Source organism: Peptoniphilus senegalensis JC140, from assembly GCF_000321025.1.
In the GTDB taxonomy this organism is placed as follows: Bacteria; Bacillota; Clostridia; order Tissierellales; family Peptoniphilaceae; genus Peptoniphilus_A; species Peptoniphilus_A senegalensis.
Genome location: NZ_HE610718.1, coordinates 89,594 through 116,045, shown reverse-complemented (window position 1 = coordinate 116,045; position 26,452 = coordinate 89,594). Strand labels below are relative to the sequence as shown.

Genomic DNA, 26,452 nt, shown 5'->3' with positions numbered 1-26,452 from the left:
TCATTGCCGCCCCCTTTACCCCCTCCTTAAAAACAATTAAAGCAGAGCTTTAGAAAAAATTTTATAAGGAAAAATTCTTACACATTTTTCAATCAAAAACCGCGAGGCTTTAAATAAAAAATTTTTTTATTAGTTTTAAAAGCGAAGCTTTTAATAATTTTTCTTTTCTTTTTATTTAATTCTCGAATTTTCTTGAATATAATAGGACAACTTAGTTATAATGTAATAAGTAAATAAAAAGAGGTGTTTTATGAAAGTTTCAGTTATCCTGGCAGCAGGAGAGGGAACGAGAATGAAGTCCAAAAAACCAAAGGTACTTCATGAAATTCTTGGAAGACCCATGCTTTTTTATGTCCTAAATTCTTGCAAGCATTCGCAAATTGAAAAGAATCTTGTAGTTGTTGGGCACAACAAGGAAAAAGTGTGCAATGCTTTTAAGAATGATAAAGATGTTGAATTTATTGAGCAACCTATTGGCGAAGGTGTGCCCTATGGCACTGGTTACGCTGTGTTAAATGCTCTTGATAAAATAAATGATGAAGATACAGTTATTATTTTAAATGGGGATACACCCTTAATTTCAAATTCAACTATTTCTTGCTTTTTGAAATTCCACGAAGAGAAAAACAATGATGTCACAGTTTTATCTGCTGACATGAAGGATCCTACAAATTATGGAAGAATTGTTCGTGATGAAAATGCTAATGTAGTTGCAATTGTTGAAGAAAAGGATGCAAGTGAAAAGCAAAAGTTAATTCGCGAAATTAATTCTGGGATTTTTGCCTTTAGGGGAGAGTCACTAAAGTTTGCTCTTTCAAAGATTGACACAGATAATGCAGCAAATGAAATGTATATAACTGATGCTCTTGAGATTTTAGTAAAGGCTGGTAAAAAGGTTGATTCCTTTAAACTTAGAGATACTAGAGAAATTTTGGGAGTAAATTCAAGGTATGAGCTTTCTATTGCAGCAGAAATTTTGCAAGAAAAAATTAATAAGGAATATATGTTAAAGGGCGTTGGCATAATTGATTCAAAGTCCACTTATATTGAATGGGGTGCAGAAATTGATAGAGATGTAATGATTTATCCTGGCACTCGCATTGACAGAAATTCTGTCATAAAAGAAGGCGCAGAAATTTATTCTTCTACTATTAAAAATTCTGTAATTGGCGAAGATGTAATTATAAGAAGCTCTGAAATCGAAGACTCTTCTGTTGGAAGGGGAACTACTGTTGGACCTTATGCACACCTTCGACCTAATTCAAATGTTGGAGAAAATTGTAAAATTGGAAACTTCGTTGAAGTTAAAAATTCTAATGTTGGCAATGGCTCTAAGATGAGTCATCTTGCTTATATTGGCGATGCCGATGTGGGATCTGGCGTTAACATTGGCTGCGGAGTTGTATTTGTAAATTATAATGGCAGAGAAAAATTTAGAGCAAAAGTTGGCGACAATGCCTTTATAGGCTCTAATTCCAATTTAGTTGCGCCAATTGAAGTGGAAGATGAGGCATATATAGCTGCTGGATCCACAATTACTAAAAATGTTTTGAAGGGTCAGCTTTCTCTTGAGAGAGCACCTCAAAAAAATATAGATGGTTGGGTTAAAAGAAAAGGATTTGTCAAATAGGAGGACATAGTAATGAATACTGTTAACGGAGATATTGTAGTATTTACAGGAAATTCTAATTTAAGTCTTGTAGATAAGATTTGTGAAAATTTAGGAATTGAAAAGGGTGCTTGTACTGTTTCAACTTTTTCTGATGGAGAAATTTCTATTGATATTGGAGTTTCTGTAAGAGGTAAGGATGTTTTTGTAATCCAATCAACTTCTTCACCAGTAAATACAAATTTAATGGAACTTTTAATTTTAATTGATGCCCTAAAGAGAGCATCTGCGGGAAGAATTAATGCAGTTATTCCTTATTATGGATATGCAAGACAAGATAGAAAGACTAAGGCAAGAGAACCTATTACATCAAAACTTGTTGCAGACCTTTTAACTAAGGCTGGAGCAGATAGAGTTGTTGCAATGGATCTTCACGCAGGACAAATTCAAGGTTACTTTGACATTCCTGTTGACCACTTAACTGCAATTCCTTATCTTGCTAGATATTTCAAGGATATTGTTAAAGAAGATGACTTCGTAGTTGTTTCTCCAGACTTAGGCGGAGTTACAAGAACAAGAAAATTTGCCAATGAATTAAATCTTCCAATTGCAATTATTGAAAAGAGAAGACCAAAGGCAAATGTATCTGAAGTTATGAATATAATTGGAGATGTTGATGGCAAGTCTGTAATTTTAGTTGATGACATTGCAGATACTGCAGGAACTATTACTAAGGCTGCTGATGCTCTAAAAGCTAGAGGGGCAAAATATGTTTACGGCGCAGCAACTCACGGTGTATTATCTGGTCCTGCTATCGAAAGAATAAAAAATTCTTCTCTTGAAAAATTCGTAATCACTGATACGATTGAACTTCCAGAAGAAAAGAAGATTGATAAAATTGATGTTGTTTCTGTTGCTCAAATTTTTGCATCTGCAATTAAGAGAATCAACACTGCAACATCAGTTAGTGAAATGTTTGAATAAGGTGATTAAGTGTATATAATAGCAGGTCTTGGAAATCCCGGCAAAAAGTACGAGGATACTAGACACAATATTGGTTTTAATACTATTGATAGACTTGCTGACAAATTAAACATAAAAGTAAATAAGATTAAATTTAAGGGGCTTGTAGGTGAAGGGAGAATAGCGGCAGAGAAGGTTATTCTCCTAAAGCCCCATACTTTTATGAATAATTCTGGCGAGTCAATAGTTGAAATTTTAAATTTTTATAAATTAAAGCCAGAAGATTTAATAGTAGTAGTTGACGATATAGACATTGAGTTTGCACAGCTAAAGATAAAGAAAAATGGCTCTGCAGGCACTCACAATGGTTTAAAGTCAATTGTCAATTTAACAGGAAGTAAAGATTTTGCCAGGTTTAAGGTTGGTGTTGGCAAGAAACACCCAAATGAAGATTTGGCAAATTTTGTGCTGTCCACTTTTCCTGCCAAGGATAAAAAACATATTGAAGATGCAATAGATGCCTGTGCCGATGCAATAATTAATGCAGTTGAGTCTGGTATTGACAAAGCTATGAATTCTTACAACAACAATATTTATTGAGGTGAATTTTGAATTTTTTAATAGATAGTGTAAAGAATTTAAGGTCTTTTAAAGAGTTAGATAATTTAATAAAAAATTCAAAGAACACTGCTGTATTTGGTTCAGAAGAGGCAGTGCTCTCTCTTTTTGCGCCTACCTTTAATGAGCTTGGCAAAAAAGTTTGCGTAATTTCGCAAAATAGAGTCACTGCTCGAAAGGCTTATGAAGATATTTCAAGTATTTCCAGAAAAAAATGTGTGCTCTATCCAGAAAAAGATGTCTTCTTCTATGACAGAGATTCAAAGTCAAAGGAAAACACAAAGAAGAGACTTGAGGCAATGGCAGAAGTTTCTAGCGACAAGGCAGATATTGTTGTGACTACACTAAATGCTCTTACAGCGAAAATTTCTAAGAGAGAAATATTTTCTAACTATAAGATAAATATAAAGTCTGGAGCACAAATTTCTCTTGAAGATTTAAGAGTAAAGTTAATTGAAATGGGTTATGAAAGATTTCCAAGTGTTGAAGGTCTAGGTCAATTTTCCATAAGAGGGTCAATTATTGATATTGCAACTTATGATGCAAACTATAGGATTGAACTCTTTGACGATGAAGTGGACTCTATAAGAAGCTTTGAAATTGAAAGTCAAAGGTCTATTGAAAGGCACGAGGAAATAAATATTTTTCCCATTGAAGATTTGATTTTAAAAAGCCATGATAAGAAAAAAATTGCTGAGAAGATAAAAAAGGATATAGCGAAGACAAAACTCACAGGGAAAGAAAAAGATAGGCTTACAGAAAAGTTTTTGAGATATGTAGATAGGCTAGAAAATGATGAGAGTATTTTAAACAAGGACTTAATTCTTCCCTATGTGGATGAGGATGAAACTTCATCATTTTTAGATTACTTAGATGATTTTATTTTTTTAATTGATGAGCCTACGAGGATTGTGGAAAGAGAAGATGAGCTTTTGGTCTCAAATGGAGAAAAGTTTGCCATCTTAATAGAAAATGGAGAAGTGACAAAGTCTCACGAAAAAACTTTTTACTCCTACAAAGATCTTGTAGATAAATTAAATGAAAAGAGCCTTATAACTTTTAACGCACTTCTAAAGCCACCTAAGATGTTTAATCCACAAGATATTGTAAATATAAAGGTAAAGAGCGTTACAAATTATATGTCCAAGATAAAGCTATTTAAGGAAGATTTGGACTATTATGCAAAAAATGATTTTAAGGTAATTCTTCTTGGTGCTACAGAAAAAAGGGCAAAGAGACTCTTTGAACATTTAGTAGAGCTTGGTTATTCGCCAGAACTTGCAAAGGACTTTGGCAGTTTTAAAAAGTATGCCAATTTAGTTGTAACAACAGGTGCTTTAAATGATGGTATAGAGTTTTCTGATTCAAGAACTGTCTTTATAAATTATTCTGAAATTTATGGCTCTTTTTCTAAGAAGAAAAAAAATAAGCCAGCCAAGAAAAAATCCTTAAATTTTGATGATTTAAAAATTGGGGACTATGTTGTCCACGAGGCTCATGGAGTTGGCAAGTATGTGGGGACAACAAGACTTGCTGTCTCTGGAATACAAAAGGACTACATTGTTATTGAATATGGCGGCGAGGATAAATTATTTCTTCCGATTGAATCACTTGACTCAATTTATAAGTATGTCCAAGATGGCAAGAGAGAGCCCAAGGTAAATAAATTAAATTCTCTCGACTGGAAAAAGAAAAAGGCTCACGCAAAGAAATCTATTGATGACATGGCAGATGAGCTAATAAAACTTTATGCAACTCGTGAAAATACAAAGGGTTTTGCCTTTAGCGAGGACTCTCAGTACCAAAGAGAGTTTGAAGATGCCTTTATCTACGAAGAGACAAGTGGACAGCTAACTTCTTCTGAAGAGATAAAGGAGGACATGGAAAAGCCAGTGCCTATGGATAGACTTCTCTGTGCTGATGTTGGATATGGCAAGACTGAAGTTGCTCTTCGTGCTGCCTTTAAGGCAATCCTAGATGGCAAGCAAGTGGCACTACTTGTTCCAACGACAATTCTTGCCCAACAACATTACAACACAATTAAGGAGAGATTTAAAAATTTCCCAGTTGGGGTTGGACTTTTGTCGAGATTTAGAAGTAAGAAAGACCAAAAATCAGACCTTGAAGGCTTAAAAAATGGAAATATTGACATAATAGTCGGGACTCACAGACTTCTTTCCAAAGATGTTCATTTTAAAGACTTGGGACTTTTAATAATAGATGAAGAGCAGAGATTTGGTGTTCGTCACAAGGAAAAGTTAAGGATGTTAAAGGAAAATGTGGACACACTAACTTTAACAGCTACGCCAATACCAAGGACCCTACAAATGTCCATGATTGGCATAAGGGATATGTCCGTAATCGACGAGCCACCAGAAGAGAGATTTCCTGTTGAGACCTATGTCTTGGAATATAACAATTTAATGGTGCGTGAGGCAATTTTAAAGGAAATTGAAAGAGGAGGACAAGTTTATTTCTTATACAACAAGGTTTCTAACATGGAAAATAAACTCTTGGAATTAAGAAAACTTGTGCCCGAAGCGACTTTTTCTATGGCAAATGGTCAAATGAGTGAAAAAGCTCTCGAAGATACAATGATTGACTTCATAGAGGGAAATATTGATGTATTAGTTTGCTCTACGATTGTTGAGACAGGCATGGATGTTCCAAATGCCAACACAATGATAATCACAGATTCAAATCGCCTAGGTCTTTCACAACTTTATCAGCTTCGTGGAAGAATTGGCAGATCATCTAGGATTGCCTATGCCTACTTCACTTACGATAGGTCCACATCAATTTCTGAAATTGCACAAAAGAGACTTCAAGCCATAAAAGAATTTACTGAGTTTGGTTCAGGTCACAAAATTGCAGAGAGAGACCTTGAGATAAGGGGTTCTGGCTCGATTTTAGGTTCAAGACAATCTGGTCACATTGAGAAAATTGGCTATGACTTATATATGAAGTACCTAAAAGATGCAGTCATGAAGTTAAAGGGTCTTGAGGTGGAAGAAAAAGTTGACACAACAATTGATTTAAAACTGGATTCCTTTATACCAAAAGAATATATTGAAGATGACAAGACAAGGCTTGAGATTTATAAAAAAATTTCTGTAATTGACACAGAAGAGGCTTACTCTGATTTAGTAGAAGAGTTAATCGACAGATTTTCAGATTTTCCTGATGAAGTTTCAAACTTAATGGACATTGCCCTTTTGAAAAACAAGGCACAAAGGGCAAATGTATCTGTTATTTCAGAAAAAAATGGAGAGTATAGAATAAAAGTAGAAGGAGAAGTTTCTCTTGAAGCGATTATGGAAATGAATAATGAATTTGAAAATATTTCTTATTCAATGGGCGATGAGAATGAAATTATACTTACCAAGTTAAAATATCCACTAGATGAACTTAAAAAACTTGTTACTATTTTGTATTTACACAAAAAGGACACAAAAACATCTAAAAAGTAGTGTATAATATAGTTATTATTTAGAAAAATATAGTAAGGAGAGAATTATGAATTTTAAAAAATTTAGTAAATTAGCAGTAGCTATTGCCCTTGCTGGGACATTAGTTGCTTGTAATGGAAAAAAAGAAGGAGTAGCAGCAACAGTTGGTGGAGTTGATATTCCAATGGAAGATTACTACAAATCTTATGCAGCCAGAGTAAATCAACTTATTTCAATGTATGGCGAAGATGTTCTTGCAAATAAAGCAGATGGAAAAAAATCTACTGATGAACTTTTAAGAGAACAAGCAATCACTGACTTGACAACAACTGAAGCATTAAAACAAGATGCAGAAAAATCAAAAATTACAGTTACAGATGAAGAAGTAAACAAAAAGATTGGAGAAATTCAAACACAACTTGGCGGCGAAGAAGCTTTTAATAAGTTCTTAGAAGAAAATGGTCTTCCAAAGGATTATGTTGTTGAAAATATGAAGAATCAAATGTTAGTTGGCAAGTACACTCAAGAAAAAACAAAAGAACTTGAACCAACTGAAGAAGAAGTTAAAAAATATTATGAAGACAACAAGGACAAATTCTACAAGGCTAAGGCATCTCACATTTTAGTAGATGATTTAAAAGAAGCAAATGTGCTAAGAAAACAAATTTTAAAGGGCGAAGATTTTGCTAAGGTTGCAAAAGAAAACTCTAAGGACACAGGAAGTGCTCAAAATGGTGGTTCTCTTGGCGAATTTACAAATGGTCAAATGGTACAAGCTTTCGATGAACAAGTTGCAAAGATGAAGGCAGGAGATATCTCTGAACCAATTCAAACTCAATTTGGTTACCACATTATCAAACTTGACGAAAAAACTCCTCTTGAATTTGATGCAGTTAAAGACCAAATAAAGGCAACTCTTCAACAAGATAAATTTAAAGAATATATCGACAAGGTTAAGAAAGATGCAAAAATTAAATCTTTTGTTGACACTTCAAAGGAAGTTGAACTTCCAGATGAATACAAAAACTTTGGAAAAATAGCAAAAGAAGATGAAGCTGCAAATGTAAAAGCTAATGCAAAGGCTGAAAACAAAACTGCTAACAAAGAAGCTAATGCTAAGGCAAATGCAAAAGCAGAAAACAAAACTAAATAAGATTTGAAATTTTTTGAATTTTAATTTATAATTTAAAACCTGACTTGAGATTAATGTTAAATTAATTTAGTCTCAAACAGGTTTTTTATTTTATTAAAATTATGTAAATTAGTTAAAAAACTTTAATAAAGGAATTATAGGTAAATATAAATTTTCAAATCTGTTATAATAGGGTAAAAGGATTTCAGTAGTGAGGTGGAGTCATGAGTTTTTCATCTGAAGTTAAGGATGAGGTCGCAAAGATAAAAGTTGATAATTATGAAATTATTCTATCTGAACTTGCGGGCATCACTCCTATGTGTGGAGTTTTAAACTTTAAAAATAATAAAATTTCCATGGAATATATCACGGAAAATGCCCCTGTGGCGAGAAGAATTTTTACTTTTTTGAGAAGATCCTTTGGATTTGATGTTGAAGTAAAAAATGTAAGGTCAACTCAACTTAAAAAAAATGTATTTATTATCTATATATCTCAAGATGAGTCTTGCAGGTTGTTACTTGATGAGTTAAAATATATAAAGGGTGCAAGCGTATTTATGATAAATTATGTGCCCACTGATCTCATAAAAACTGTGAATGAGAAAAAGGCATATATACGCGGTGCCTTTATGGGTTCAGGTTCGATTACAAACCCAAATAAGGGATATCATTTGGAATTTGTCTCTGAAAACGAATCCAACGCATATTTTCTTATGGATGTAATTAATGAATTTGGATTTAATTCTAAGATTATTATGAGAAAGGAAAAGTACATAGTCTACATTAAGGACTCGGAAAAAATTTCAGATTTTCTATCTCTCATTGGTGCTTATAACTCCGTTTTGAAGTATGAAAATATTAGAGTTATAAAAGAAATGAGAAACAATGTCAACAGAATTGTAAATTGTGAAACTGCAAATTTAAACAAAACTGTGAAGTCTTCTTATGACCAAGTTGAAGACATTAAGTTAATTGATAGAGAAATTGGTATAAAGAATTTAGACGAGGAACTTAAAGCTATTGCGATTTTAAGACTTAATAATAGGTCTATGAGTTTAAATGACATTGCAAATTCATTAGAGCCTAAAGTCTCAAAGTCCACTGTTAATTATAGATTTAAAAAACTTAGGAATATTGCAAACAAGTTGAGGGGTGTATGAAATGACAAGTAAAAAAGTTGTACTTAATAATAGCGACGGACTTCATGCAAGAGCTGCTGCACTTTTTGTCAGAGAAGCAAATAAGTTTGCATCTGACATTAATTTAGAGGCTCATGATGATAAAGTCAATGGCAAGAGCATTATTGGGATAATGTCTCTTGGTGCTTTTTCTGGAGAAGAGATAGTTATTGAAGCTGAAGGCGCCGATGAAGAAGAAGCTGTTGCAAGACTGTCTTACATAGTTGAAAAAGAATTTATAAATCTTTAATGGTACTTTTTTAAGAGTTTCGCTTTTTACGAAACTCTTTTTTCATGTCCTTTTATTTGTTTCCTTGCTTTGATAAAATATAGCTAAGATTTGTTTATAAGTTATAAAAAATTTCCAAAAGAAATTGTCTTGTGAAATGAAAAGTTTTTAAGGATTAAAAAATTTTCAAGATTAAAAAAAGATTTAGATATAGATTAAAGGATGATTCTATGAATAATTTTGTGCATTTGCATCTTCACAGCGAGTATTCTCTTTTAGACGGCTCAACTAGAATAAATATTTTGCCAAAAAGAGTTAAAGAACTTGGCATGGATGCAGTTGCCCTAACAGACCATGGCAATATGTATGGTGCTATTGCCTTTTACAAAGCCTGCAAAGATGAAGGCATTAAAGCAATTTTGGGCTGCGAAGTTTATGTATCTGAGAAGGACATGACCATAAAGGACAAGACCAACAAGAGGTTTCATTTAATTCTCTTGGCAGAGAACAATGAAGGCTTCAAAAATATTATGAAAATAGTCTCTCTAGGTTTTGTTGAGGGATATTATTACAAGCCAAGAGTTGATAAGGATGTTTTAAAAAAATATGCTAAGGGAGTAATTGCCACATCAGCTTGCCTTGGAGGCGAAGTGCAGAGATTTATTTTAGATAGAGACTTAGAAGCTGCAAGATCTGCTGCCCTTGAATACAGAGAAATCTTTGGAGAAAATAATTTTTTCTTGGAGCTTCAAGACCATGGCATGCCAGAACAAGCTCGTGTAAATCGTGAACTTGTAAAATTATCAGAGGACCTAAACATTCCACTTATAGCATCAAATGATGTTCACTACTTAAACAAGGATGATGCAAAGAGTCACGATGTCCTCTTGTGTATTCAAACGGGCAAAACTATTAACGAAGAAAATAGGATGAAGTTCCCATCAGATGAATTTTATTTGAAATCTCCAGATGAGATGGCGGCAATTTTTCCAGAAAATAAAGATGCTCTAGAGAATACTGTTAAAATTGCCAAGAGATGCAATGTTGATATAAAGTTTCATGAGCAACATTTGCCTGAATTTACTGTGCCAGAGGGCTACACTCACGAGGACTATTTAAAAAAACTTGCTACTGATGGAATGTATGCTCGCTATGAAAATGTAACTGATGAGATAAAAGAAAGATTTGATTTTGAATTTAATACCATAAAAAATATGGGCTTCGTGGATTATTTTTTAATAGTTTGGGACTTTATTAGGTATGCGAGAAAACACGAAATACAAGTTGGACCGGGTAGAGGTTCAGCTGCTGGTAGCGTAATTTCTTTTTGCCTTGGCATAACAGATGTTGACCCCCTAAAGTTTGACCTCCTATTCGAAAGATTTTTAAATCCAGAGAGAGTTTCCATGCCTGATATTGACATCGACTTCTGCTATGAAAGGCGTGAAGAAGTTATTGAATATGTCAACAGAAAGTATGGCGACTCCCATGTTGCACAAATAGCAACCTTTGGAACAATGGCGGCGAGAAATGCCATAAGAGATGTGGGTAGAGCCCTTGATATGTCCTATGCCAAGGTGGACTACATTGCAAAGCAAGTTCCACAGGTACTCAACATGACTATTGAAAAAGCTCTGGAAATTTCTGAAACTTTTAAGGGGATTTATGACTCTGAAGAGGACTCAAGATTATTAATTGATATGGCATTAAAGCTGGAAGGTCTTCCAAGGCACACGTCAACTCATGCAGCAGGTGTTGTGATTTCAAAAGATGAGCTGACAGAGTATGTGCCCCTAACTCGTAACGACAAGATAATTGCAACGCAGTTTAATATGATTGAACTTGAAGAGCTTGGTCTACTAAAGATGGACTTCTTGGGACTTAGAACTTTAACTGTCATTCGAGATGCAATAAATTTAATAAGAGAAAATGAGGGCAAGACTATTTCCTTTGAAAAGTTTGACTACAATGACCCAGATGTCTTAAAGATGTTTGCAAAATCAGAAACTCTTGGAGTATTTCAATTTGAATCCTCTGGCATGAGAGCCTTTTTGAAAGAGTTAAAGCCAGACGAATTTTTAGATTTAGTTGCAGCCAATGCCCTCTTTAGACCAGGACCAATGAAGCAAATTCCAAAATTTGTATCATCAAAGCATGACAAGAGTAAAATTTCTTACCTTCATCCAAAGCTTGAGCCAATACTAAAGTCCACCTACGGCTGTATTGTTTACCAAGAGCAGGTAATGCAAATCGTTCAGCAAATTGGTGGCTACTCTCTTGGCAGAGCCGACATAGTAAGACGTGCCATCTCCAAGAAAAAGATGAAGGTCATGGAAGAGGAAAGGCAAAATTTTATCTATGGCAACGCAGCCGAAGGAGTTTGCGGGGCAATTGCCAATGGAGTTGATGAAAAGGCTGCCAATGAAATTTATGATTTGATTATAGATTTTGCCGACTACGCCTTTAACAAGTCTCACTCAGTTGCCTATTCAGTAGTTGCCTACAGGACTGCTTGGCTAAAATATTATTATCCAAGAGAATTTATGGCGGCACAAATTTCCACTTACACCAATGACATCAAGCAGGTAAGTCTATACATCGAAGAGATAAAGAGACTTGGCATAGAAATTTTGCCACCAAATATAAATTATTCTTTTAAAAACTTTACAGTTGAAGGAGATAAAATTCGTTTTGGACTAAAGGCAGTAAAAAATGTTGGCGACAACTTAATAGATGTAATTGTAAGGGCAAGAGAAAAGGGTAAGTATAAGTCATTAAAGGACTTTGTAGATAGGATTAATGCAATTGACAAGTCTGTCTTAAATAAAAGGGCTCTTGAGTCTCTAATAAGGTGTGGAGCTATGGACGATTTTGAGGGCAATAGGGCACAGTACCTTGCCATTTATGAGTCAGTTCTCTCATCTTCATCTAATACTGCAAAGAATAATGTCCTTGGACAATTTTCTCTTTTCGAAGAGACATCCTTTCATGAAGATTTGCCTGAACTAAGAGACTTTAGGCAAAAGGACAAGCTTGACATGGAAAAGGAAGTCATTGGCATGTATATCTCTGGTCATCCCCTTGACCCTTATAGAGAATTAATTGAGAAGTCTACAAATATTAATACTAACCAAATTTTTGAGAAGTATAGAGAAAATCTCTTGAGGACTAGCAAGGTAAAAGTCGGTGGGATTTTAAAGGCAAAAAAAACTATGATTACAAAGAACAACAAGATGATGGCTTTTGCAGCCCTAGAAGATCTTTTTGGCACAATTGAGCTTGTTATTTTTCCAAATGTATTTTCAAAGTACAAGGATTTAATTGAAGATGAAAATATGGTCTTTATAGAAGGACATTTTCAAGAGTCAGAAGTTGAAGAACCAAAAATTTTAGTGGATGCTATTTCAAAGATTAAGATGCCCACAAAAAATAAATTATACATTTCCATTGATTCTATGAAAAATGAAAAACTTGGCGAAATGAAAAATATTTTAAGAGAATATGAAGGTAGCACTCCTGTAATATTTTTTGAAGAAGAGACGAGGAGGGCCTTTGGGACTGAATCAAATTTGTGGATTGATGAAAAATCTTTTACAGAAATTCAAGATAAATTAGCAGTGTTTACAAAGAGTAGAGATAAAATTATTTTAAAGTAGGTGTTTATGAGAATTGCAATTTTAACAAGTGGCGGCGATGCTCCAGGCATGAATGCCACAATAAGAGCAGTGACTAGGACTTGTATATACGAAGGAATAGAAGTTTTTGGCATAAGTGGAGGTTACGAAGGCTTAATTGATGCTAAGTTTGAAAAATTAGTTCAGTCTTCTGTTGCCGACATAATACAAAGAGGAGGAACAATTTTATCTACTTCAAGGTCTGAAAGATTTATGACAGAAGAGGGCTTAGAGAAGGCAATTTCTTCACTAAAAATTTTTGAAATTGATGCCCTAATTGTCCTTGGAGGCGATGGCAGTCTTAGAGGAGCAAAAATGCTTATGGATAGAGGCATAAATGTTATTGGCATTCCTTGTTCCATAGACAATGACCTTGCCTACACAGATTTTACCATAGGATTTATGACGGCAGTGGAAACTGTTACTGAAGCAATTAGTCACATAAGAGATACAACGGAATCACATGGTAGGGCAAATATAGTTGAAGTAATGGGAAGAGAATGCGGCGACATTGCTCTTTACTCTGGAGTTTCATCTGGAGCAGAGTCCATTATAGTGCCAGAAATTCCCATGGATATAAATGAAATAGCTGAGAAGGCAATCATGGGAAAAAACAGAGGCAAGAGACATCATATAATTATTATGGCTGAAGGCTGTGGCTCTGCCTTTGACTTTGCAGAGAAATTTGAAAACTTAACTGGAATTGACACAAAGGTTACTGTTCTTGGATATATCCAAAGGGGAGGAGCACCAAGCATTTTTGACAGGATTTTGGCATCAGAGCTTGGCTACTTGTCAGTAAAAGAAGCAAAAAAAGGAAATTCTTTAGCCCTTGGATTTAAAGATGGAAAAGCAATGACCATGAGCTTTGACGAAATTTTTGAAGTTAAAAAAGTTTTTAGAAAAGATTTATTAGATATACTAAAAACTGTTTCAATATGAGGTGTTTTATGAAAAAGACAAAAATAGTTGCTACAATTGGACCGGCAAGTGAAAGTGAAGAAGTGTTAAGGCAATTATTCACAGAGGGAGTCAACCTTGCAAGACTAAATTTTTCTCATGGAAGCCACGAGGAACACAAGATAAAAATTGATAGGATAAAAAAATTGAGAAGGGAAATGGATCTTCCTATTGGCATAATGCTTGATACAAAAGGACCAGAAATTAGACTTGGAGAAGTTAATGGAGAAGTGGTTCTTCAAAGTGGCGAAGAATTTATTTTAACTAACAAGGATTTACTTGGAAATGAGAAAATTTCTAGTATATCCTATAAGGAACTCTACAAGGATGTAAAAGAGGGCGACAAGATTTTAATTGATGATGGACTTGTGGAGCTTCTTGTGAAAGAAATTCGTGGAGAAGAAATAGTTACAGAAGTAAAAAATTCTGGTGCAATTTCATCTCACAAGGGAGTAAATGTGCCTGGAGCCAACTTAAATCTTCCAGCCCTAACTGGAAGAGACATTGACGATATAAAATTTGGAGTGAAGGAAGATATTGATTTTATAGCGGCATCCTTTGTAAGGTCTAGAGAAGATGTCCTCGCCATAAGAAAAGTTCTTGAAGAAGAAAGGGACTACACTACAAAAATTATTTCCAAGATTGAATCTCAAAAGGCAGTGGAATTAATTGACGAGATAATAGAAGTTTCTGACGGAATTATGGTTGCCAGGGGAGATTTGGGCGTTGAAATCGAGACAGAGGCAGTGCCAATTGTGCAAAAGGAAATTATAAAAAAATGTAACATAGTTGGAAAAAGTGTAATCACTGCAACGCAAATGCTTGACTCCATGATTAGAAATCCAAGACCAACTCGTGCAGAAACAAATGATGTTGCCAATGCAGTCCTTGATGGGACAAGTGCTGTTATGCTTTCAGGAGAAACTGCAAGTGGCAAATATCCAATTGAGTCAGTTGTTACAATGAGAAAAATTTTGGAATACACAGAAAATACTATTGACCACGATGAAATCTTGGAAAGTCGAATTAGGGATGTGGAAAATTCCATGACAAATTCCATAGGAAAAAGTGCCTGCGTAATTGCAAGAGACCTTGGTGCTCAGGCTATAATCACAGCGACAACTTCGGGCAACACTTCAAGAGCCATTGCAAAATTTAGACCAGAGACTCCAATAATTGCATCCACACCCTTTGAAAAAGTTAAAAATCAACTTAGTCTTGTATGGGGCATCTCTCCTGTAAAAGTTTTAAACTTCAAGGACACAGACAATTTAATTGACGCATCAATGGAAGTTGCTGTCACAAAGGGCTTCTTAAAATCTGGAGACTTAGTAGTTTTAACAGCAGGAGTGCCTACAGGGATAGCTGGTTCAACTAATCTTCTTAAAATTGAAACAGTATCAGAAATTTTGGGAAGAGGCACAGCTATTGGCAAAAAGAAAAAGAAGGCAAGAGCCGTAGTTGCAAATACAATTGAAGATTTAGAAAGAGACTTTAAGACCAAGGACATCATAGTTTGCATGGGAACTGACGGCAGGATGATTCCTTACATGGAAAAATCCTCTGGATTTATAACAGAAGAGGCAGGCTTCACATCAAATGGAGCAGTAGCGGCAATTTCTCTCGGCAAGACTGCCATAGTTGGCGTAAAAGATATTACAGAAAAAATAAATACTGGAGACTTGATAACAATAGAGCCAATGGATGGCACTGTTAGAAGATAAAAACTTTATATAATAAAAATTTGCAAAAAAAAAGACCTCTTTAGTGATTATTAAAAATTATCACTAAAGAGGTCTTTTATTTTTGTGTAATTAATTCTTTTTAAATTTTCTTCTCTGTCCTTTAGATTTGAATTAAAATTTTCAAATTTTACCTTAAACTTTTTTGATTCAGACATTAATTTTAAATTTGCTAGGCGATCTGACTCATTTAGATAGTTAAAATAATTTTCACTTTTTTCATCAAGGGCATAATAAATTTTTTCCAACTTAGAAGAAAGTCCAAGCAAGTGATTTAGTGTCAAGATAAGATCTCCTACAAATAGGAAAGAAAATACAGAAACTGTAGTTTCGATTACCTTGTCATCTGCAGCAGAGAAGAAGAGCAACATAATAGGTGTTAGGTACTTGACAATTACTATATTGGCAACGCCAAAAATTAATAAGCCATATAGGCAAACTCTACTTTTAATTTGGAATGGATAGGCACTGTAGTCCCACCATTTTTTGTGAAAAAATCTTTCCAAAAAATATCCTATGATGTACTCAATTGTGCATGATAAAAATGCTGAGTAAAGAAAAATATAAAAGTTTGATTCAAAATTTTTAAGCATCAAGTAAGAAAGTGTTGCGCCAATGCCATAGATGGGGCAAGATGGACCAATAAGAAATCCTCTGTTATAAAATCTATCTAGCTCAATAGTGGAACAGGGGAAACTCTCCCAGCACCAGCCAATAAAAGAGTAGATAAAAAATATTAGATATAATTCTGAAATTTTCATAAATTTTCAAAACCTACTTTCACAAATCTTGACGAAACAGTTTCCACAGCAGAAACATATTTGTCAGCACAAGTTACAATCCAAGATTCCAAATACCTTGGGGGAATAATAGTTAGGGGGAACATGTGCTTTATTATAATATCTCTCTCAAGTCTATTGAGATTTAATTCACTCTTAGCATTCTTATAAGCCTTCATGGGATGAGTAAAGCCATGAATCCACCTTTCCTTTTTGCCATCGTGCCAATCGTATAGGAAATAGTCATGAAGAAGGGCACCCCTTATCATGGAGTCCATGTCCACATCCAAATTGTATTTTTCTGCAATCTCAATGGATTTTTTTGCAACAGAAATAACATGAGTGTAGACAGAAGTGTTGCCATGCTGTATGAAATTTTTTGTTTCATCAAATCGCGTGTTCTCACTTAGGAAGGCGATGATTTCTTCAAGTTTTTCTTTGTTATTCATAAAATCTCCTCAGTCTTATTCTAATCTATAAAAGTAAAATTATTTCAAAGGTTTTGTTAAATTTTTAAGACATTTAAAATTTTTTGCTTTAAATATTTTTGCAAAAAAAATAAAAGTCATATTGCTATGACTTTTATATATTACTAAAATTTTGTTTCAAAGTAAATTCTCTTTTCGCCATCTGTCAAAATATCTGTGACTTCTAACAACTTAAAGTTTTCTTTGTCAACAGTGATTACAGAACTTGCCTTTTCAAAATTAGAAGAAGTTAGAGAATATCTATCTGCAATTTTTTTGATTTCATCTGCACTTTTAACTGTAAATTCGTAAGTCATATTGTCTTTTCTCTTTAAGATTGTTGGATTAGTCTTTACCATATTTAAAAATTCAGATAAGTTTTCTCTTGTAAGTGATTTTTTAAGATCTTCAACTGAATAATTTTCATCTAAAGGTTTTTTAGTTTTAAGGTCTTCTACTTTGATGTTTATCTTTTCACTTGCAAGATCCCAAGGATTTTCGCTAAGGGCTTTTATAATGTCGCTGTATTTTTCGTTAGTAGAAATAATTTTTTGTGGTTGTGGTTTTTCCACTGGCTTATCAATTTTTTCTTTAGCCTCAGGCTTTTCTTCAACTTTTTCAACCTTTAGCTCAACTTTTTTCACAGGTTCATTAACTTTTGCCTTAGCCTCTTCTATCTTTGCTTCAACCTTTTCAACCTTAGCTTCAGTTTTTTCTGGAGCTTTTTCAACTGGTTTTACAGTTTCTTTTTTAATTTCAGGCTTTGCTTCGACTTTATCAACCTTAGGTTCAAGCTTTTTCACAGGTTCATTAACTTTTGCCTTAGTTTCTTCTATTTTTAGTTCAATCTTTTCAACCTTAGCTTCAGTTTTTTCGGGAGCTTTTTCAGTTTTAACTTTAGTTTTTTCAACTGGTTTTACAGTTTCTTTTTTAATTTCAGCCTTAGCTTCGACTTTATCAACCTTAGGCTCAAGCTTTTTCACAGGCTCATTAACTTTTGCCTTAGCCTCTTCTATCTTTGGTTCAAACTTTTCAGCCTTAGTTTCAATTTTTTCTGGAGCTTTTTCAGTTTTAACTTCAGTTTTTTCAACTGGTTTTACAGTTTCTTTTTTAACTTCAGCTTTAGCTTCAACTTTTTTATCTTCAATTTTTGTAGCAGGTGCTTCTTTTATCTCTTCAGCTTCTGCCCTTCTCTTTTCTCTTCTCTTTTTGCCACGATCCTTTTTCCTAGAACCATCGTATTTTTGTTCTTCTCTTACTTCAAAAGATTTTACAGAATCTTCAAGGTTTTTAAGATCTTCTTCCTTATGTAGCTTTTCATCAGCTGGCTTTTCTCTATTTTCTATAGATTTTTTCGCAGCAGGAGTATTTTTGCCTTGATTCTTTTTCCAAATGATAAAGCAAAGGATCACAATAATGACAACAACTATTAAACCGCCCATAATAAACACCTCCAATTAAGTTATATTATACCACTTAAATAGAAAATAAATACATTAACTTGATAAATTTATAAAAAAATTTAAAAAAGTTTTAATAAAAAAAGACTCGATTTCTCGAGCCAAAATAATTAACTTTCTATACTTTTTAATTTTCTATTTTCGATTTTATCTTTAACAATTTTTGATATGTCGCGAACTTCACGCACACCTAAGTGATATAGGCAGAGGACATAGACACAAGCTGCTATAAAGACTATTAGCATAAGGAGTATTAGTCTCAATAGTGTTTGGATTCTTCCATTTGTAAAGGACATTATTAGTTTTTCATAAGGGAAGTAGGATAAAGTCACAAGTCCCATGGCAAGTGATGCCATAAAAGTTTTTATTGAAGCTCTTATATAGGACTTTGTTCCAAGATTTCCAATTTTCCTTTTTAATAGTATGAAGGAAATAAAAAGTGCAAGTGTTGTTGCAATGGAAACTGATGCCGCAAGTCCATTTGTACCATAGTGTCTTGCTACCAAAAGGTTTAAGCCTACATTTATTGCCACATTAGTCACGCCAACATAGAAAGGCGTCTTTGTGTCTTCAATGGAATAATAAATTCTATTTAGTACATTTATTACTGAAATTGAAATAAGTGATAGGGAATAAAATCTAAGCGTTGAAGTTGCAGCAACACCATCGGCTGGTGTAAAGTAACCACGTACAAAGGCAATTTCTATTATTGGTCTTGCCAAAATTATTAGCCCAACAGTCGCTGGTACTGTTATAAATAAAACTGTTTTTATTGATGCGTTCATAACTTTTTTGCCAAGCTTCATATCTCCTGATCCCAAAGTTTTTGTAAGGATTGGGAAAACTATGGCAGTTATTGCAGTTATGAAAATCCCAATAATCATTGTGTTCATTTTATTTGAGTAGTATAAAATTGAGGCTGCACCTTCGCCCATACCTGATGCAAGGTTTCTATTTACAATTGTGTTTATGTCGTTAACTGAAACAGAAACAAAAACTGGAAGGGCAAGGACGATTGCTTCTCTTACATATTCATCTTTAAAGTCTGCCACAAATTTAGGTCTATAACCAATTTTCATTGCATTTGGTAGCAAAAATAAAAATTGTGCAAGTATTCCTAGGACTGATGCAATAGTAAGACCCATTATACCTACATGACGAGAAAATAATGCAAGATATATTATATAGGTTAAGTTAAGTGGAATGGCAATGGCACCAGTTGCTGCAAATTTACCTCCATGTTGCAAGTAGCCTTCCATTACTCCAACCCAAGAAGAGAATAATACAACGGGCATGCCAACTTGTATTAATTTAACTACAATTGCATATGTTTCTGGATCAGCTTGTGATGCAGTTAAAAGTGCAATTTGATTTGGAAAAAGAATTCCAAGAATTATTAGGAAAAAGGACACAAGTGATGTAACCATTAACAAGTTATTTGTGAAATAATTTTTTCTACTTGGGCCATGATCGCTTTCTGCTTTTTGGGCAGAAGGTATATAAGTTGTTGCTATTGCTTGTGTTACAAAACCTGCAATCATTGCTGTTGCAGCCTGTGCAAGAGAAAAGGCATCCATTTCTTTTCCTGCCCCAAAGACAGAAGCAGTCAGTGATTCTCTAAAAAAACCAAAAACTTTTCCAATTAATAAAAAGACAATTATGGCAATAGTGGATTTTGCAATTCTTGAGCCTGCGCTACTTTTATTTTCCATTTAAAATCTCCTTTATAAGTCTTATAAAATTATAATTTGTTTAAATTTTTATGTCAAGTAAGGTAGATTTCTGCGGTTTTAAAGAAAGGTAATTATGTGTTATTATTATTATAAAAATGATTAAGGGAGGAAAAATGAAAAATAGAAATTTGATAAAAAAAGTTCTGCCCTATTTTAATAAATACAGAATGACAGTTTTCTTGGATTTATTTTGTGCGGGGCTTACTACTGCAAGTGAAATGATTTTGCCACTTCTTCTTCGTGCACTTACAAGCAGGGGAATGGAGGACATAGCTTTAATTACTTCTGACTTTATATTAAAGCTCTCACTAATTTATATAGGAATAAAGACAGTAGAAGTAGTGGCTCAATATTTTATGACAAGTATTGGGCACATAATGGGTGCTCGCATAGAGACAGATATGAGAAGAGACCTATATGCTCATCTCCAATCTCTTTCTGATACTTTTTATAATGAGACAAAGGTTGGCGTCATTATGTCAAGGATTACAAACGACCTCTTTGACATAACAGAGTTTGCCCACCATTGTCCCGAAGAATATTTTATTGGAGCTATAAAAATAATTATTTCCTTAATTATTCTTCTTACAATTAATGTGAAGATGACTATTTTAATTTATATTATGATTCCACTTATGATATATTTTTCTGGACACTTTAGAAATAAAATGCGAAGGGCACAAAAGGAGCAAAGAGTTCACATTGGGAACTTAAATTCAGCTATTGAAGATTCTCTTCTTGGCATAAAGGTTGTAAAGTCCTTTGCCAATGAAGAGGTGGAAAGCAAGAAATTTACTCACGAGAACAATAAATTTCTTGGCATCAAAAAGAGATATTACAAGTCTATGGCTGGCTTTAACACAGTTAATAGAATTTTCGATGGACTAATGTATTTGATTTTAATTGCAAGTGGCGGCTACTTTTTAATGAAGAGAGAAATTGGTCCAGAGGACTTAATCGTCTATGTAATGTTTATCCAATCACTTCTTGCTACTGTTAGAAGAATTATTGAATTTACTGAACAGTTCCAAAAGGGAATGACAGGCATTGAAAGATTCGCAGAGATTATGTCCATTGAATCTGACATTTTGGACAAGGAAGATTCCCTTGAAATTAAAAATGTTAAGGGAGAGATTTCCTTTAATCATGTGGACTTTTCTTATGGAAAGGGAGAAGGCAAAGTTTTGGATAATTTTTCTGTTGACATCACTCAGGGCGAAAAACTTGCCATAGTTGGGCCAAGTGGTGCAGGAAAGACTACAATTTGCAATCTCATCCCAAGGTTTTATGATGTTAATAGTGGATCTGTTACAGTTGATGGAATTGATGTCAGAGACATAAAAATAAAATCTTTGAGAGAAAATATTGGCATTGTACAACAGGATGTTTATTTATTTTCTGGTACAGTTAGAGACAATATTGGCTACGGTAAAAGCGATGCTAGTGAAAGAGAAATTATTGAAGCGGCAAAACTTGCAGGGGCCTATGAATTTATAAAAAATTTGCCTGATGGTTTTGACACTTATGTTGGAGAGCGTGGAGTAAAATTATCTGGTGGACAAAAACAGAGAATTTCCATTGCAAGAGTCTTTTTAAAAAATCCACCAATTTTAATTTTAGACGAAGCAACTTCTGCTCTTGACAACAAAAGTGAAATTGTGGTCCAAGATTCCATAGAAAAACTTTCCAAGGGAAGGACTACTATAACTATTGCCCACAGACTTACAACAGTTCAAAATGCAGATTTAATTATTGTAATGACAAGAGACGGTATTGTTGAGAGAGGAAGTCACAAAGAGCTAATGGAAAAGAAGGCTTATTATTACAACCTCTACACTAAGGGTGGCAGATTAGAATAATAAATAAAGTTTGGGGTATTATCTTACTAAGTATAAAAATAAGAAGACAATAGCGAGGTGTATTATGCAAAATTATATAGAAATTATTAAAAAGAGAAGGTCTTATTACAATTTGTCAGAGAATGTAGAACTGTCCAATGAAGAGATAAAATATTTAATTGAGGATGTCTTAAACACAACTCCATCACACATGAATTCACAAACAACTAGAGTCCTCTTGCTTTTTGATGACAATTCAAAGGACTTTTGGAAGAGAGTTAATGAAACTTTTGACAATAAAATTAATGAAGAAAAGTTCCATGGATTTTATCATGCCAAGGGAACTGCACTAATTTTTATGGACAAGGATGAAATTAAGTCCCAAGAAAAAGATATGCCTTCCTACAAAGAATATTTTGAAACTTGGGGACACCATTCAGCTGCCATGATTCAGCTAAATATTTGGCAAGCTCTTAGAGATGAAGAAATTGGAGCAAGCAATCAACATTACAATCCTGTTATTGACTCTTGGGTAAAGGAATTATATGAAATTCCTGACTCATGGGAACTTATTGCAGAAATGCCCTTTGGAAAAATCGAAGAAGAACCAGAAAAAAAGGATAAAAAGCCTATTGATGAAATTTTAAGAGTAATTGAATAAAGGTAATATAAAAAGTAGGCGAGAGTCTACTTTTTTCTTTTAACTGGCCCTTGTAATAAAAAATTCTTATGACTATAATAAAAGTATCAGGGGAGCTTTTGCTGAGATTAGGTTTATCCTTAAACCCTTTGGACCAGGACAGGTAATGCTGTCTCGGGAAAAGTATGTCTCCCTTTGGGGACTTTTTTTATGCAAAAATTTATTTTTGCAAATTTATTTGAGGAGGTTATTATGAAAATATCAATAGCGATACAAATTCTTCCTACAACTAAAGAAGGCACAACAGAATCTGTAGTTGCAGTTGTAGATAAGGTAATTGAATATATTATAAGTCAAAAGGTAAATTATGTTGTTACGCCCTTTGAAACAGTTATAGAATTAGATGACTTTGACAAAGCCTTTGAAATTTTAAAAAATTGCGTGAAGATAGCAGGAGAAATTTCACAACAAGTTGCTTGTTATTCCAAGACTTTTTATTCTGAAAAGGGGATTTTGACAATTGAAGAAAAAACAGGCAAGTATCAAGGATAATATCTCAGCAGCTTCTTTGATAATAGTCATTTTAGTTATTTGGCATTTTATAACTACTAGAGGGATTGTAGGACCATATTTACTTCCTAAGCCCTTTGATGTAATTAAAGCCTTTGTGACAGATTTTCCTACAATTTTATCGCACTTAGGCACGACACTTACAGAAGCCTTTTTAGGTTTATTTGTTGGCGTGAGCCTAGGTTTTATTGCAGCACTTTTAATGGATTTATCAGCCACTATTTATTCTGCACTTTATCCGATTTTAGTTTTGACACAGACTGTGCCAACAGTTGCAATAGCACCTTTATTAGTCTTGTGGATGGGCTATGGTATAGCGCCAAAGATTGCACTTATTGTAATTGTGACATTTTTTCCAGTTGCTGTTTCTCTTCTTGAGGCCTTTAAGCAGGTGGACCAAGACAAGATAAAATTATTAAAGGCAATGGGTGCTGGAAAGGCGGAAATTTATAGATACATTAAGCTGCCAGAAAGTTTAGGGAATTTTTTCTCTGCTTTTAAAATAGCAGTCTCCTATTCAGTTGTAGGAGCAGTTATTGCAGAGTGGCTAGGTGGTTACAAAGGTTTGGGAGTATATATGATTAGAGTTCAAAAAAATTACTCCTTTGATAAGATGTTTGCAGTTATATTTTTAATTTCGGCAATTTCTCTTTTATTGATGAAGTTAGTTGGCTTTTTACAAAAAAAGATGATGCCGTGGATGGAGGAAAAATGAAAAATTTAAAGAAATTATCAGTTTTATTATTGGCAGGCCTTATGCTTACAGCTTGTGGCAAAACAGAAAATAAAAAAGTTGAAGAAAAAAAAGACCTTCCAACAGAAAGAGTTAGCTTTTTGCTTGATTGGGACCCAAATGTAAATCATGCAGGACTTTATGTTGCAATGGACAAGGGATTTTTTGCAGATGAAGGCATTGAAGTTGAAGTAAACCAACCACCGGCAAATGGAGTTGAAGCTCTTGTTGCATCAGGCAAGGCTGACTTCGGAGTATCTTTCCAAGACACAATTGCACCAGCTTTTGCAAGTGATGAACCACTTCCAGTTACTGCTCTTGCTGCAATAATAAATCACAACACTTCAGGTATTTTTTCTGCAAAGGACAAAAATATTGAAAGACCTAAGGATATGGAAAATCACAATCATTCAACTTGGGGACTTCCTATTGAACAAGCAATTTTAAAGCAAGTTGTAGAAGATGATGGTGGAGATTTCTCTAAAGTTAATTTAGTTCCTGGTGACGTTACAAATAATATTGCAGCAATCCAAGGAAAGGACATTGACACAGTTTGGATTTTTTACCCAGTAGATGGCGTAAGAGCTGGAATGGAAAATGTGCCAATTAATTATTTTGCTTTCAAAGACATCAACCCAATTTTTGACTACTACACACCAATTTTAATTGCAAATAATGACTTCTTAAAGAACAAGGAAGATGTGGCAAAGAGATTTATGCGAGCCTTCTCTAAAGGCTATGAATATGCAGCAGAAAATCCTAAAGAAGCTGCAGAAATTCTAGTTAAATTAAATCCAGAACTTGATAAAGATTACACAATAAAGGCAATGGAATATATTGCTGACAAATACAAAGATGATGCAAATTACTTTGGCGAAATTAATCCAGAAAGATGGAACGATTTCTACGCTTGGTTATGGGAAAACAAACTAATTGACAAAGAAATTCCAAAGGACTTCGGTTTCACTAATGATTTTGTAAATCCAGAAAAATTAAAATGAGTGACAAGTTAGAAATTTTAAAAGTTACTGATGTTGATAAATCCTTTGGAGACAAACTTGTCTTAAAGGATATAAACATTAAATTAAATGAGGGGGAGTTAGTATCTCTTGTTGGAGTTTCTGGCTCTGGAAAGACTACGCTATTTAATATAATAGCGGGTCTTTCGAAACCAGATAAGGGAAAAGTTTTTTTAAAGGGGGAAGAAATCACAGGTATTGCAGGGAAAGTTTCTTATATGCTACAAAAAGATCTTCTTCTTCCCTATATGACAATCATTGACAATGTATCTCTTCCCCTAATTCTTCGTGGTAAAAAGAAAAAAGTTGCTCGTGAAGAAGTTAGAGAGCTTTTTGCTGATTTTGGACTTGAGGGATGTGAAGATAAATTCCCATCACAACTCTCTGGAGGAATGGCACAGCGTGCTGCCCTTCTCAGGACTTATGTATTTAGCAATGAAGTTGCACTTTTAGATGAACCCTTCTCTGCACTTGATGCTATAACAAAGGCTTCAATTCACAAGTGGTATAAAAATATTATTAGCGAAATGAAAATTTCTACAATTTTTATAACTCACGACATTGAAGAAGCAGTTAAGCTATCTGATAGAATTTATATTTTGGGGAAAAATCCAGGAACAATAATTGATGAAATTGAAATCAATGAAGATTTTCAAGAAAACTTTTTTGAAAATAAAAAATTTATTGAGTATAAAAAATACATTATAGAAAAACTTGATAAAATAATTTAAACGAGGAAATTTCCTCGTTTTTTGTTTATCTATTATTGGTATAAGCTTATTAAATAGCATTTGGGAATGTTTGCATATTTTAATAAATTTTATTATAATTTACTTAGGCTATTTCAATTTTTTATTTAGAAAGAGGAGGAATTTAATGCAATATTTTGTAGATTTAAACAGCGACATTGGAGAATCTTTTGGTGCTTATAAGCTTGGAATGGATTCAGAAATTGTCAAGTATGTAACTAGCATTAACTGTGCTTGTGGTTATCACGCAGGAGACCCACTTATCATGGATGCAACTTGTAAGGCAGCTGCAGAAAATGGTGTAGAAATTGGTGCTCACCCTGGCTATCCAGATTTAATGGGATTTGGCAGAAGAAAAATTGATGTCAAACCTGAAGAAGCAAGAGCATATATGCTTTATCAAGTAGGAGCACTTGCTGCATTTGCAAAAGCTCATGGCAAAAAACTTCAACACATGAAACTTCATGGAGCATTTTACAATACTGCTTGCAATGACGAAAAACTTGCAAATGCAGTTTTAGATGCAGTAGAAGAATATGATAAAGATTTAATCTTAATGGTACTTAGTGGTTCATACATTGCAAAAGAAGGAAAGAGAAGAGGGCTTAGAGTTGCTCAAGAAGTCTTTGCTGACAGGGGATATAACGAAGACGGAACTCTTGTAAATAGAGCTCTGCCTGGCGCTTTTGTAAAAGATCCAAAAGAAGCAATCCCAAGAGTAGTAAAGATGATAAAAGAAAATAAAGTTACTACTGCGAGCGGTAAGGAAATTGACATTGTTGCAGATTCTATTTGTGTTCATGGGGATAATCCAGAAGCTCTTGAATTTGTAAAGAATATTAGAGAAGGACTTAAGGCAGAAGGTATTGAAATTAAATCTTTAACTTCTTTCTTAAAATAAGGAGAAAAA

At 33.9% G+C, this 26,452-nt stretch carries 21 protein-coding genes; 17 read left to right on the top strand and 4 right to left on the bottom strand.

What is annotated here, in order from left to right; genetic code table 11:
* The first annotated feature begins 250 nt into the window (after positions 1 to 250).
* The 10 genes from glmU to pyk all read left to right on the top strand — a co-directional run bounded on the left by glmU (position 251) and on the right by pyk (position 15,536).
* The gene (gene glmU / locus PTSHG_RS04770; protein WP_019107750.1) at positions 251 to 1,630 is read left to right on the top strand and encodes a bifunctional UDP-N-acetylglucosamine diphosphorylase/glucosamine-1-phosphate N-acetyltransferase GlmU; all 1,380 of its coding nucleotides are present in this window, start codon (positions 251 to 253) and stop codon (positions 1,628 to 1,630) included.
* Positions 1,631 to 1,642: 12 nt separating this feature from the next.
* Positions 1,643 to 2,593 carry a ribose-phosphate diphosphokinase gene (locus PTSHG_RS04765; RefSeq protein WP_019107749.1) on the top strand — a complete coding sequence of 317 codons (951 nt, stop codon included), beginning with the start codon at positions 1,643 to 1,645 and terminating at the stop codon, positions 2,591 to 2,593.
* A gap of 9 nt (positions 2,594 to 2,602) precedes the next feature.
* Positions 2,603 to 3,172 carry an aminoacyl-tRNA hydrolase gene (pth, locus tag PTSHG_RS04760; RefSeq protein WP_019107748.1) on the top strand — a complete coding sequence of 190 codons (570 nt, stop codon included), beginning with the start codon at positions 2,603 to 2,605 and terminating at the stop codon, positions 3,170 to 3,172.
* Positions 3,173 to 3,180: 8 nt separating this feature from the next.
* On the top strand, positions 3,181 to 6,660 hold the full coding sequence (gene mfd / locus PTSHG_RS04755; protein ID WP_019107747.1) for a transcription-repair coupling factor: 3,480 nt from the start codon (positions 3,181 to 3,183) through the stop codon (positions 6,658 to 6,660).
* A gap of 46 nt (positions 6,661 to 6,706) precedes the next feature.
* Entirely contained in the window at positions 6,707 to 7,792 is a 1,086-nt protein-coding gene (locus PTSHG_RS04750) for a peptidylprolyl isomerase (protein ID WP_019107746.1), read from the top strand.
* Between the two features lie 203 nt (positions 7,793 to 7,995).
* Complete coding sequence (gene whiA, locus PTSHG_RS04745; protein ID WP_019107745.1) at positions 7,996 to 8,931, top strand: DNA-binding protein WhiA; 936 nt, start codon at positions 7,996 to 7,998, stop codon at positions 8,929 to 8,931.
* 1 nt (position 8,932) lies between these two features.
* Positions 8,933 to 9,199 carry an HPr family phosphocarrier protein gene (locus PTSHG_RS04740; protein WP_019107744.1) on the top strand — a complete coding sequence of 89 codons (267 nt, stop codon included), beginning with the start codon at positions 8,933 to 8,935 and terminating at the stop codon, positions 9,197 to 9,199.
* 209 nt (positions 9,200 to 9,408) lie between these two features.
* Complete coding sequence (locus PTSHG_RS04735; RefSeq protein WP_019107743.1) at positions 9,409 to 12,834, top strand: DNA polymerase III subunit alpha; 3,426 nt, start codon at positions 9,409 to 9,411, stop codon at positions 12,832 to 12,834.
* A gap of 6 nt (positions 12,835 to 12,840) precedes the next feature.
* The gene (locus PTSHG_RS04730; RefSeq protein WP_019107742.1) at positions 12,841 to 13,794 is read left to right on the top strand and encodes an ATP-dependent 6-phosphofructokinase; all 954 of its coding nucleotides are present in this window, start codon (positions 12,841 to 12,843) and stop codon (positions 13,792 to 13,794) included.
* 8 nt (positions 13,795 to 13,802) lie between these two features.
* Positions 13,803 to 15,536 carry a pyruvate kinase gene (pyk, locus tag PTSHG_RS04725; protein WP_019107741.1) on the top strand — a complete coding sequence of 578 codons (1,734 nt, stop codon included), beginning with the start codon at positions 13,803 to 13,805 and terminating at the stop codon, positions 15,534 to 15,536.
* A 50-nt stretch (positions 15,537 to 15,586) separates the two neighbouring features.
* On the opposite strand, the gene PTSHG_RS04720 is transcribed toward pyk, so the two are convergent.
* The 4 genes from PTSHG_RS04720 to murJ form a co-directional block, all read right to left on the bottom strand.
* Entirely contained in the window at positions 15,587 to 16,315 is a 729-nt protein-coding gene (locus PTSHG_RS04720; RefSeq protein WP_019107740.1) for a putative ABC transporter permease, read from the bottom strand.
* Entirely contained in the window at positions 16,312 to 16,782 is a 471-nt protein-coding gene (locus tag PTSHG_RS04715; RefSeq protein WP_019107739.1) for an HD domain-containing protein, read from the bottom strand. Before PTSHG_RS04715 ends, PTSHG_RS04720 begins: the two co-directional genes overlap by 4 nt.
* A gap of 143 nt (positions 16,783 to 16,925) precedes the next feature.
* The gene (locus tag PTSHG_RS09775; RefSeq protein ID WP_019107738.1) at positions 16,926 to 18,242 is read right to left on the bottom strand and encodes a hypothetical protein; all 1,317 of its coding nucleotides are present in this window, start codon (positions 18,240 to 18,242) and stop codon (positions 16,926 to 16,928) included.
* A gap of 128 nt (positions 18,243 to 18,370) precedes the next feature.
* On the bottom strand, positions 18,371 to 19,972 hold the full coding sequence (murJ, locus tag PTSHG_RS04705) for a murein biosynthesis integral membrane protein MurJ (RefSeq protein WP_019107737.1): 1,602 nt from the start codon (positions 19,970 to 19,972) through the stop codon (positions 18,371 to 18,373).
* Between the two features lie 134 nt (positions 19,973 to 20,106).
* Here murJ and PTSHG_RS04700 point away from each other — a divergent pair, with 134 nt between their 5' ends.
* The 7 genes from PTSHG_RS04700 to PTSHG_RS04670 all read left to right on the top strand — a co-directional run bounded on the left by PTSHG_RS04700 (position 20,107) and on the right by PTSHG_RS04670 (position 26,443).
* On the top strand, positions 20,107 to 21,852 hold the full coding sequence (locus PTSHG_RS04700) for an ABC transporter ATP-binding protein (protein WP_019107736.1): 1,746 nt from the start codon (positions 20,107 to 20,109) through the stop codon (positions 21,850 to 21,852).
* Between the two features lie 64 nt (positions 21,853 to 21,916).
* Entirely contained in the window at positions 21,917 to 22,492 is a 576-nt protein-coding gene (locus PTSHG_RS04695) for a nitroreductase family protein (RefSeq protein ID WP_019107735.1), read from the top strand.
* Positions 22,493 to 22,723: 231 nt separating this feature from the next.
* Positions 22,724 to 23,023 carry a thiamine-binding protein gene (locus tag PTSHG_RS04690; RefSeq protein ID WP_019107734.1) on the top strand — a complete coding sequence of 100 codons (300 nt, stop codon included), beginning with the start codon at positions 22,724 to 22,726 and terminating at the stop codon, positions 23,021 to 23,023.
* Entirely contained in the window at positions 22,992 to 23,756 is a 765-nt protein-coding gene (locus PTSHG_RS04685; RefSeq protein ID WP_019107733.1) for an ABC transporter permease, read from the top strand. The genes PTSHG_RS04690 and PTSHG_RS04685 overlap by 32 nt, the downstream gene beginning before the upstream one ends.
* Positions 23,753 to 24,775, top strand: coding sequence for an ABC transporter substrate-binding protein (locus tag PTSHG_RS04680; RefSeq protein WP_019107732.1), 1,023 nt, complete (start codon positions 23,753 to 23,755; stop codon positions 24,773 to 24,775). The genes PTSHG_RS04685 and PTSHG_RS04680 overlap by 4 nt, the downstream gene beginning before the upstream one ends.
* Positions 24,772 to 25,524: an ABC transporter ATP-binding protein gene (locus PTSHG_RS04675; protein WP_019107731.1), complete on the top strand. Its 753-nt coding sequence runs from the start codon at positions 24,772 to 24,774 to the stop codon at positions 25,522 to 25,524. Before PTSHG_RS04680 ends, PTSHG_RS04675 begins: the two co-directional genes overlap by 4 nt.
* A 145-nt stretch (positions 25,525 to 25,669) precedes the next feature.
* Positions 25,670 to 26,443 (top strand): LamB/YcsF family protein, encoded by a 774-nt coding sequence (locus tag PTSHG_RS04670; RefSeq protein WP_019107730.1) that lies wholly within the window; start codon positions 25,670 to 25,672, stop codon positions 26,441 to 26,443.
* The last annotated feature ends 9 nt before the right edge of the window (positions 26,444 to 26,452 follow it).

Excerpts from the sequence above, each read along its gene's own strand:
- glmU (WP_019107750.1), top strand. The coding sequence starts at position 251 with ATGAAAGTTTCAGTTATCCTGGCAGCAGGAGAGGGAACGAGAATGAAG.
- PTSHG_RS04765 (WP_019107749.1), top strand. The coding sequence starts at position 1,643 with ATGAATACTGTTAACGGAGATATTGTAGTATTTACAGGAAATTCTAAT.
- PTSHG_RS04750 (WP_019107746.1), top strand. The coding sequence starts at position 6,707 with ATGAATTTTAAAAAATTTAGTAAATTAGCAGTAGCTATTGCCCTTGCT.
- whiA (WP_019107745.1), top strand. The coding sequence starts at position 7,996 with ATGAGTTTTTCATCTGAAGTTAAGGATGAGGTCGCAAAGATAAAAGTT.
- PTSHG_RS04740 (WP_019107744.1), top strand. The coding sequence starts at position 8,933 with ATGACAAGTAAAAAAGTTGTACTTAATAATAGCGACGGACTTCATGCA.
- PTSHG_RS04735 (WP_019107743.1), top strand. The coding sequence starts at position 9,409 with ATGAATAATTTTGTGCATTTGCATCTTCACAGCGAGTATTCTCTTTTA.
- PTSHG_RS04730 (WP_019107742.1), top strand. The coding sequence starts at position 12,841 with ATGAGAATTGCAATTTTAACAAGTGGCGGCGATGCTCCAGGCATGAAT.
- pyk (WP_019107741.1), top strand. The coding sequence starts at position 13,803 with ATGAAAAAGACAAAAATAGTTGCTACAATTGGACCGGCAAGTGAAAGT.
- PTSHG_RS04720 (WP_019107740.1), bottom strand. The coding sequence starts at position 16,315 with ATGAAAATTTCAGAATTATATCTAATATTTTTTATCTACTCTTTTATT.
- PTSHG_RS04715 (WP_019107739.1), bottom strand. The coding sequence starts at position 16,782 with ATGAATAACAAAGAAAAACTTGAAGAAATCATCGCCTTCCTAAGTGAG.
- PTSHG_RS09775 (WP_019107738.1), bottom strand. The coding sequence starts at position 18,242 with ATGGGCGGTTTAATAGTTGTTGTCATTATTGTGATCCTTTGCTTTATC.
- murJ (WP_019107737.1), bottom strand. The coding sequence starts at position 19,972 with ATGGAAAATAAAAGTAGCGCAGGCTCAAGAATTGCAAAATCCACTATT.
- PTSHG_RS04700 (WP_019107736.1), top strand. The coding sequence starts at position 20,107 with ATGAAAAATAGAAATTTGATAAAAAAAGTTCTGCCCTATTTTAATAAA.
- PTSHG_RS04695 (WP_019107735.1), top strand. The coding sequence starts at position 21,917 with ATGCAAAATTATATAGAAATTATTAAAAAGAGAAGGTCTTATTACAAT.
- PTSHG_RS04690 (WP_019107734.1), top strand. The coding sequence starts at position 22,724 with ATGAAAATATCAATAGCGATACAAATTCTTCCTACAACTAAAGAAGGC.
- PTSHG_RS04680 (WP_019107732.1), top strand. The coding sequence starts at position 23,753 with ATGAAAAATTTAAAGAAATTATCAGTTTTATTATTGGCAGGCCTTATG.
- PTSHG_RS04675 (WP_019107731.1), top strand. The coding sequence starts at position 24,772 with ATGAGTGACAAGTTAGAAATTTTAAAAGTTACTGATGTTGATAAATCC.
- PTSHG_RS04670 (WP_019107730.1), top strand. The coding sequence starts at position 25,670 with ATGCAATATTTTGTAGATTTAAACAGCGACATTGGAGAATCTTTTGGT.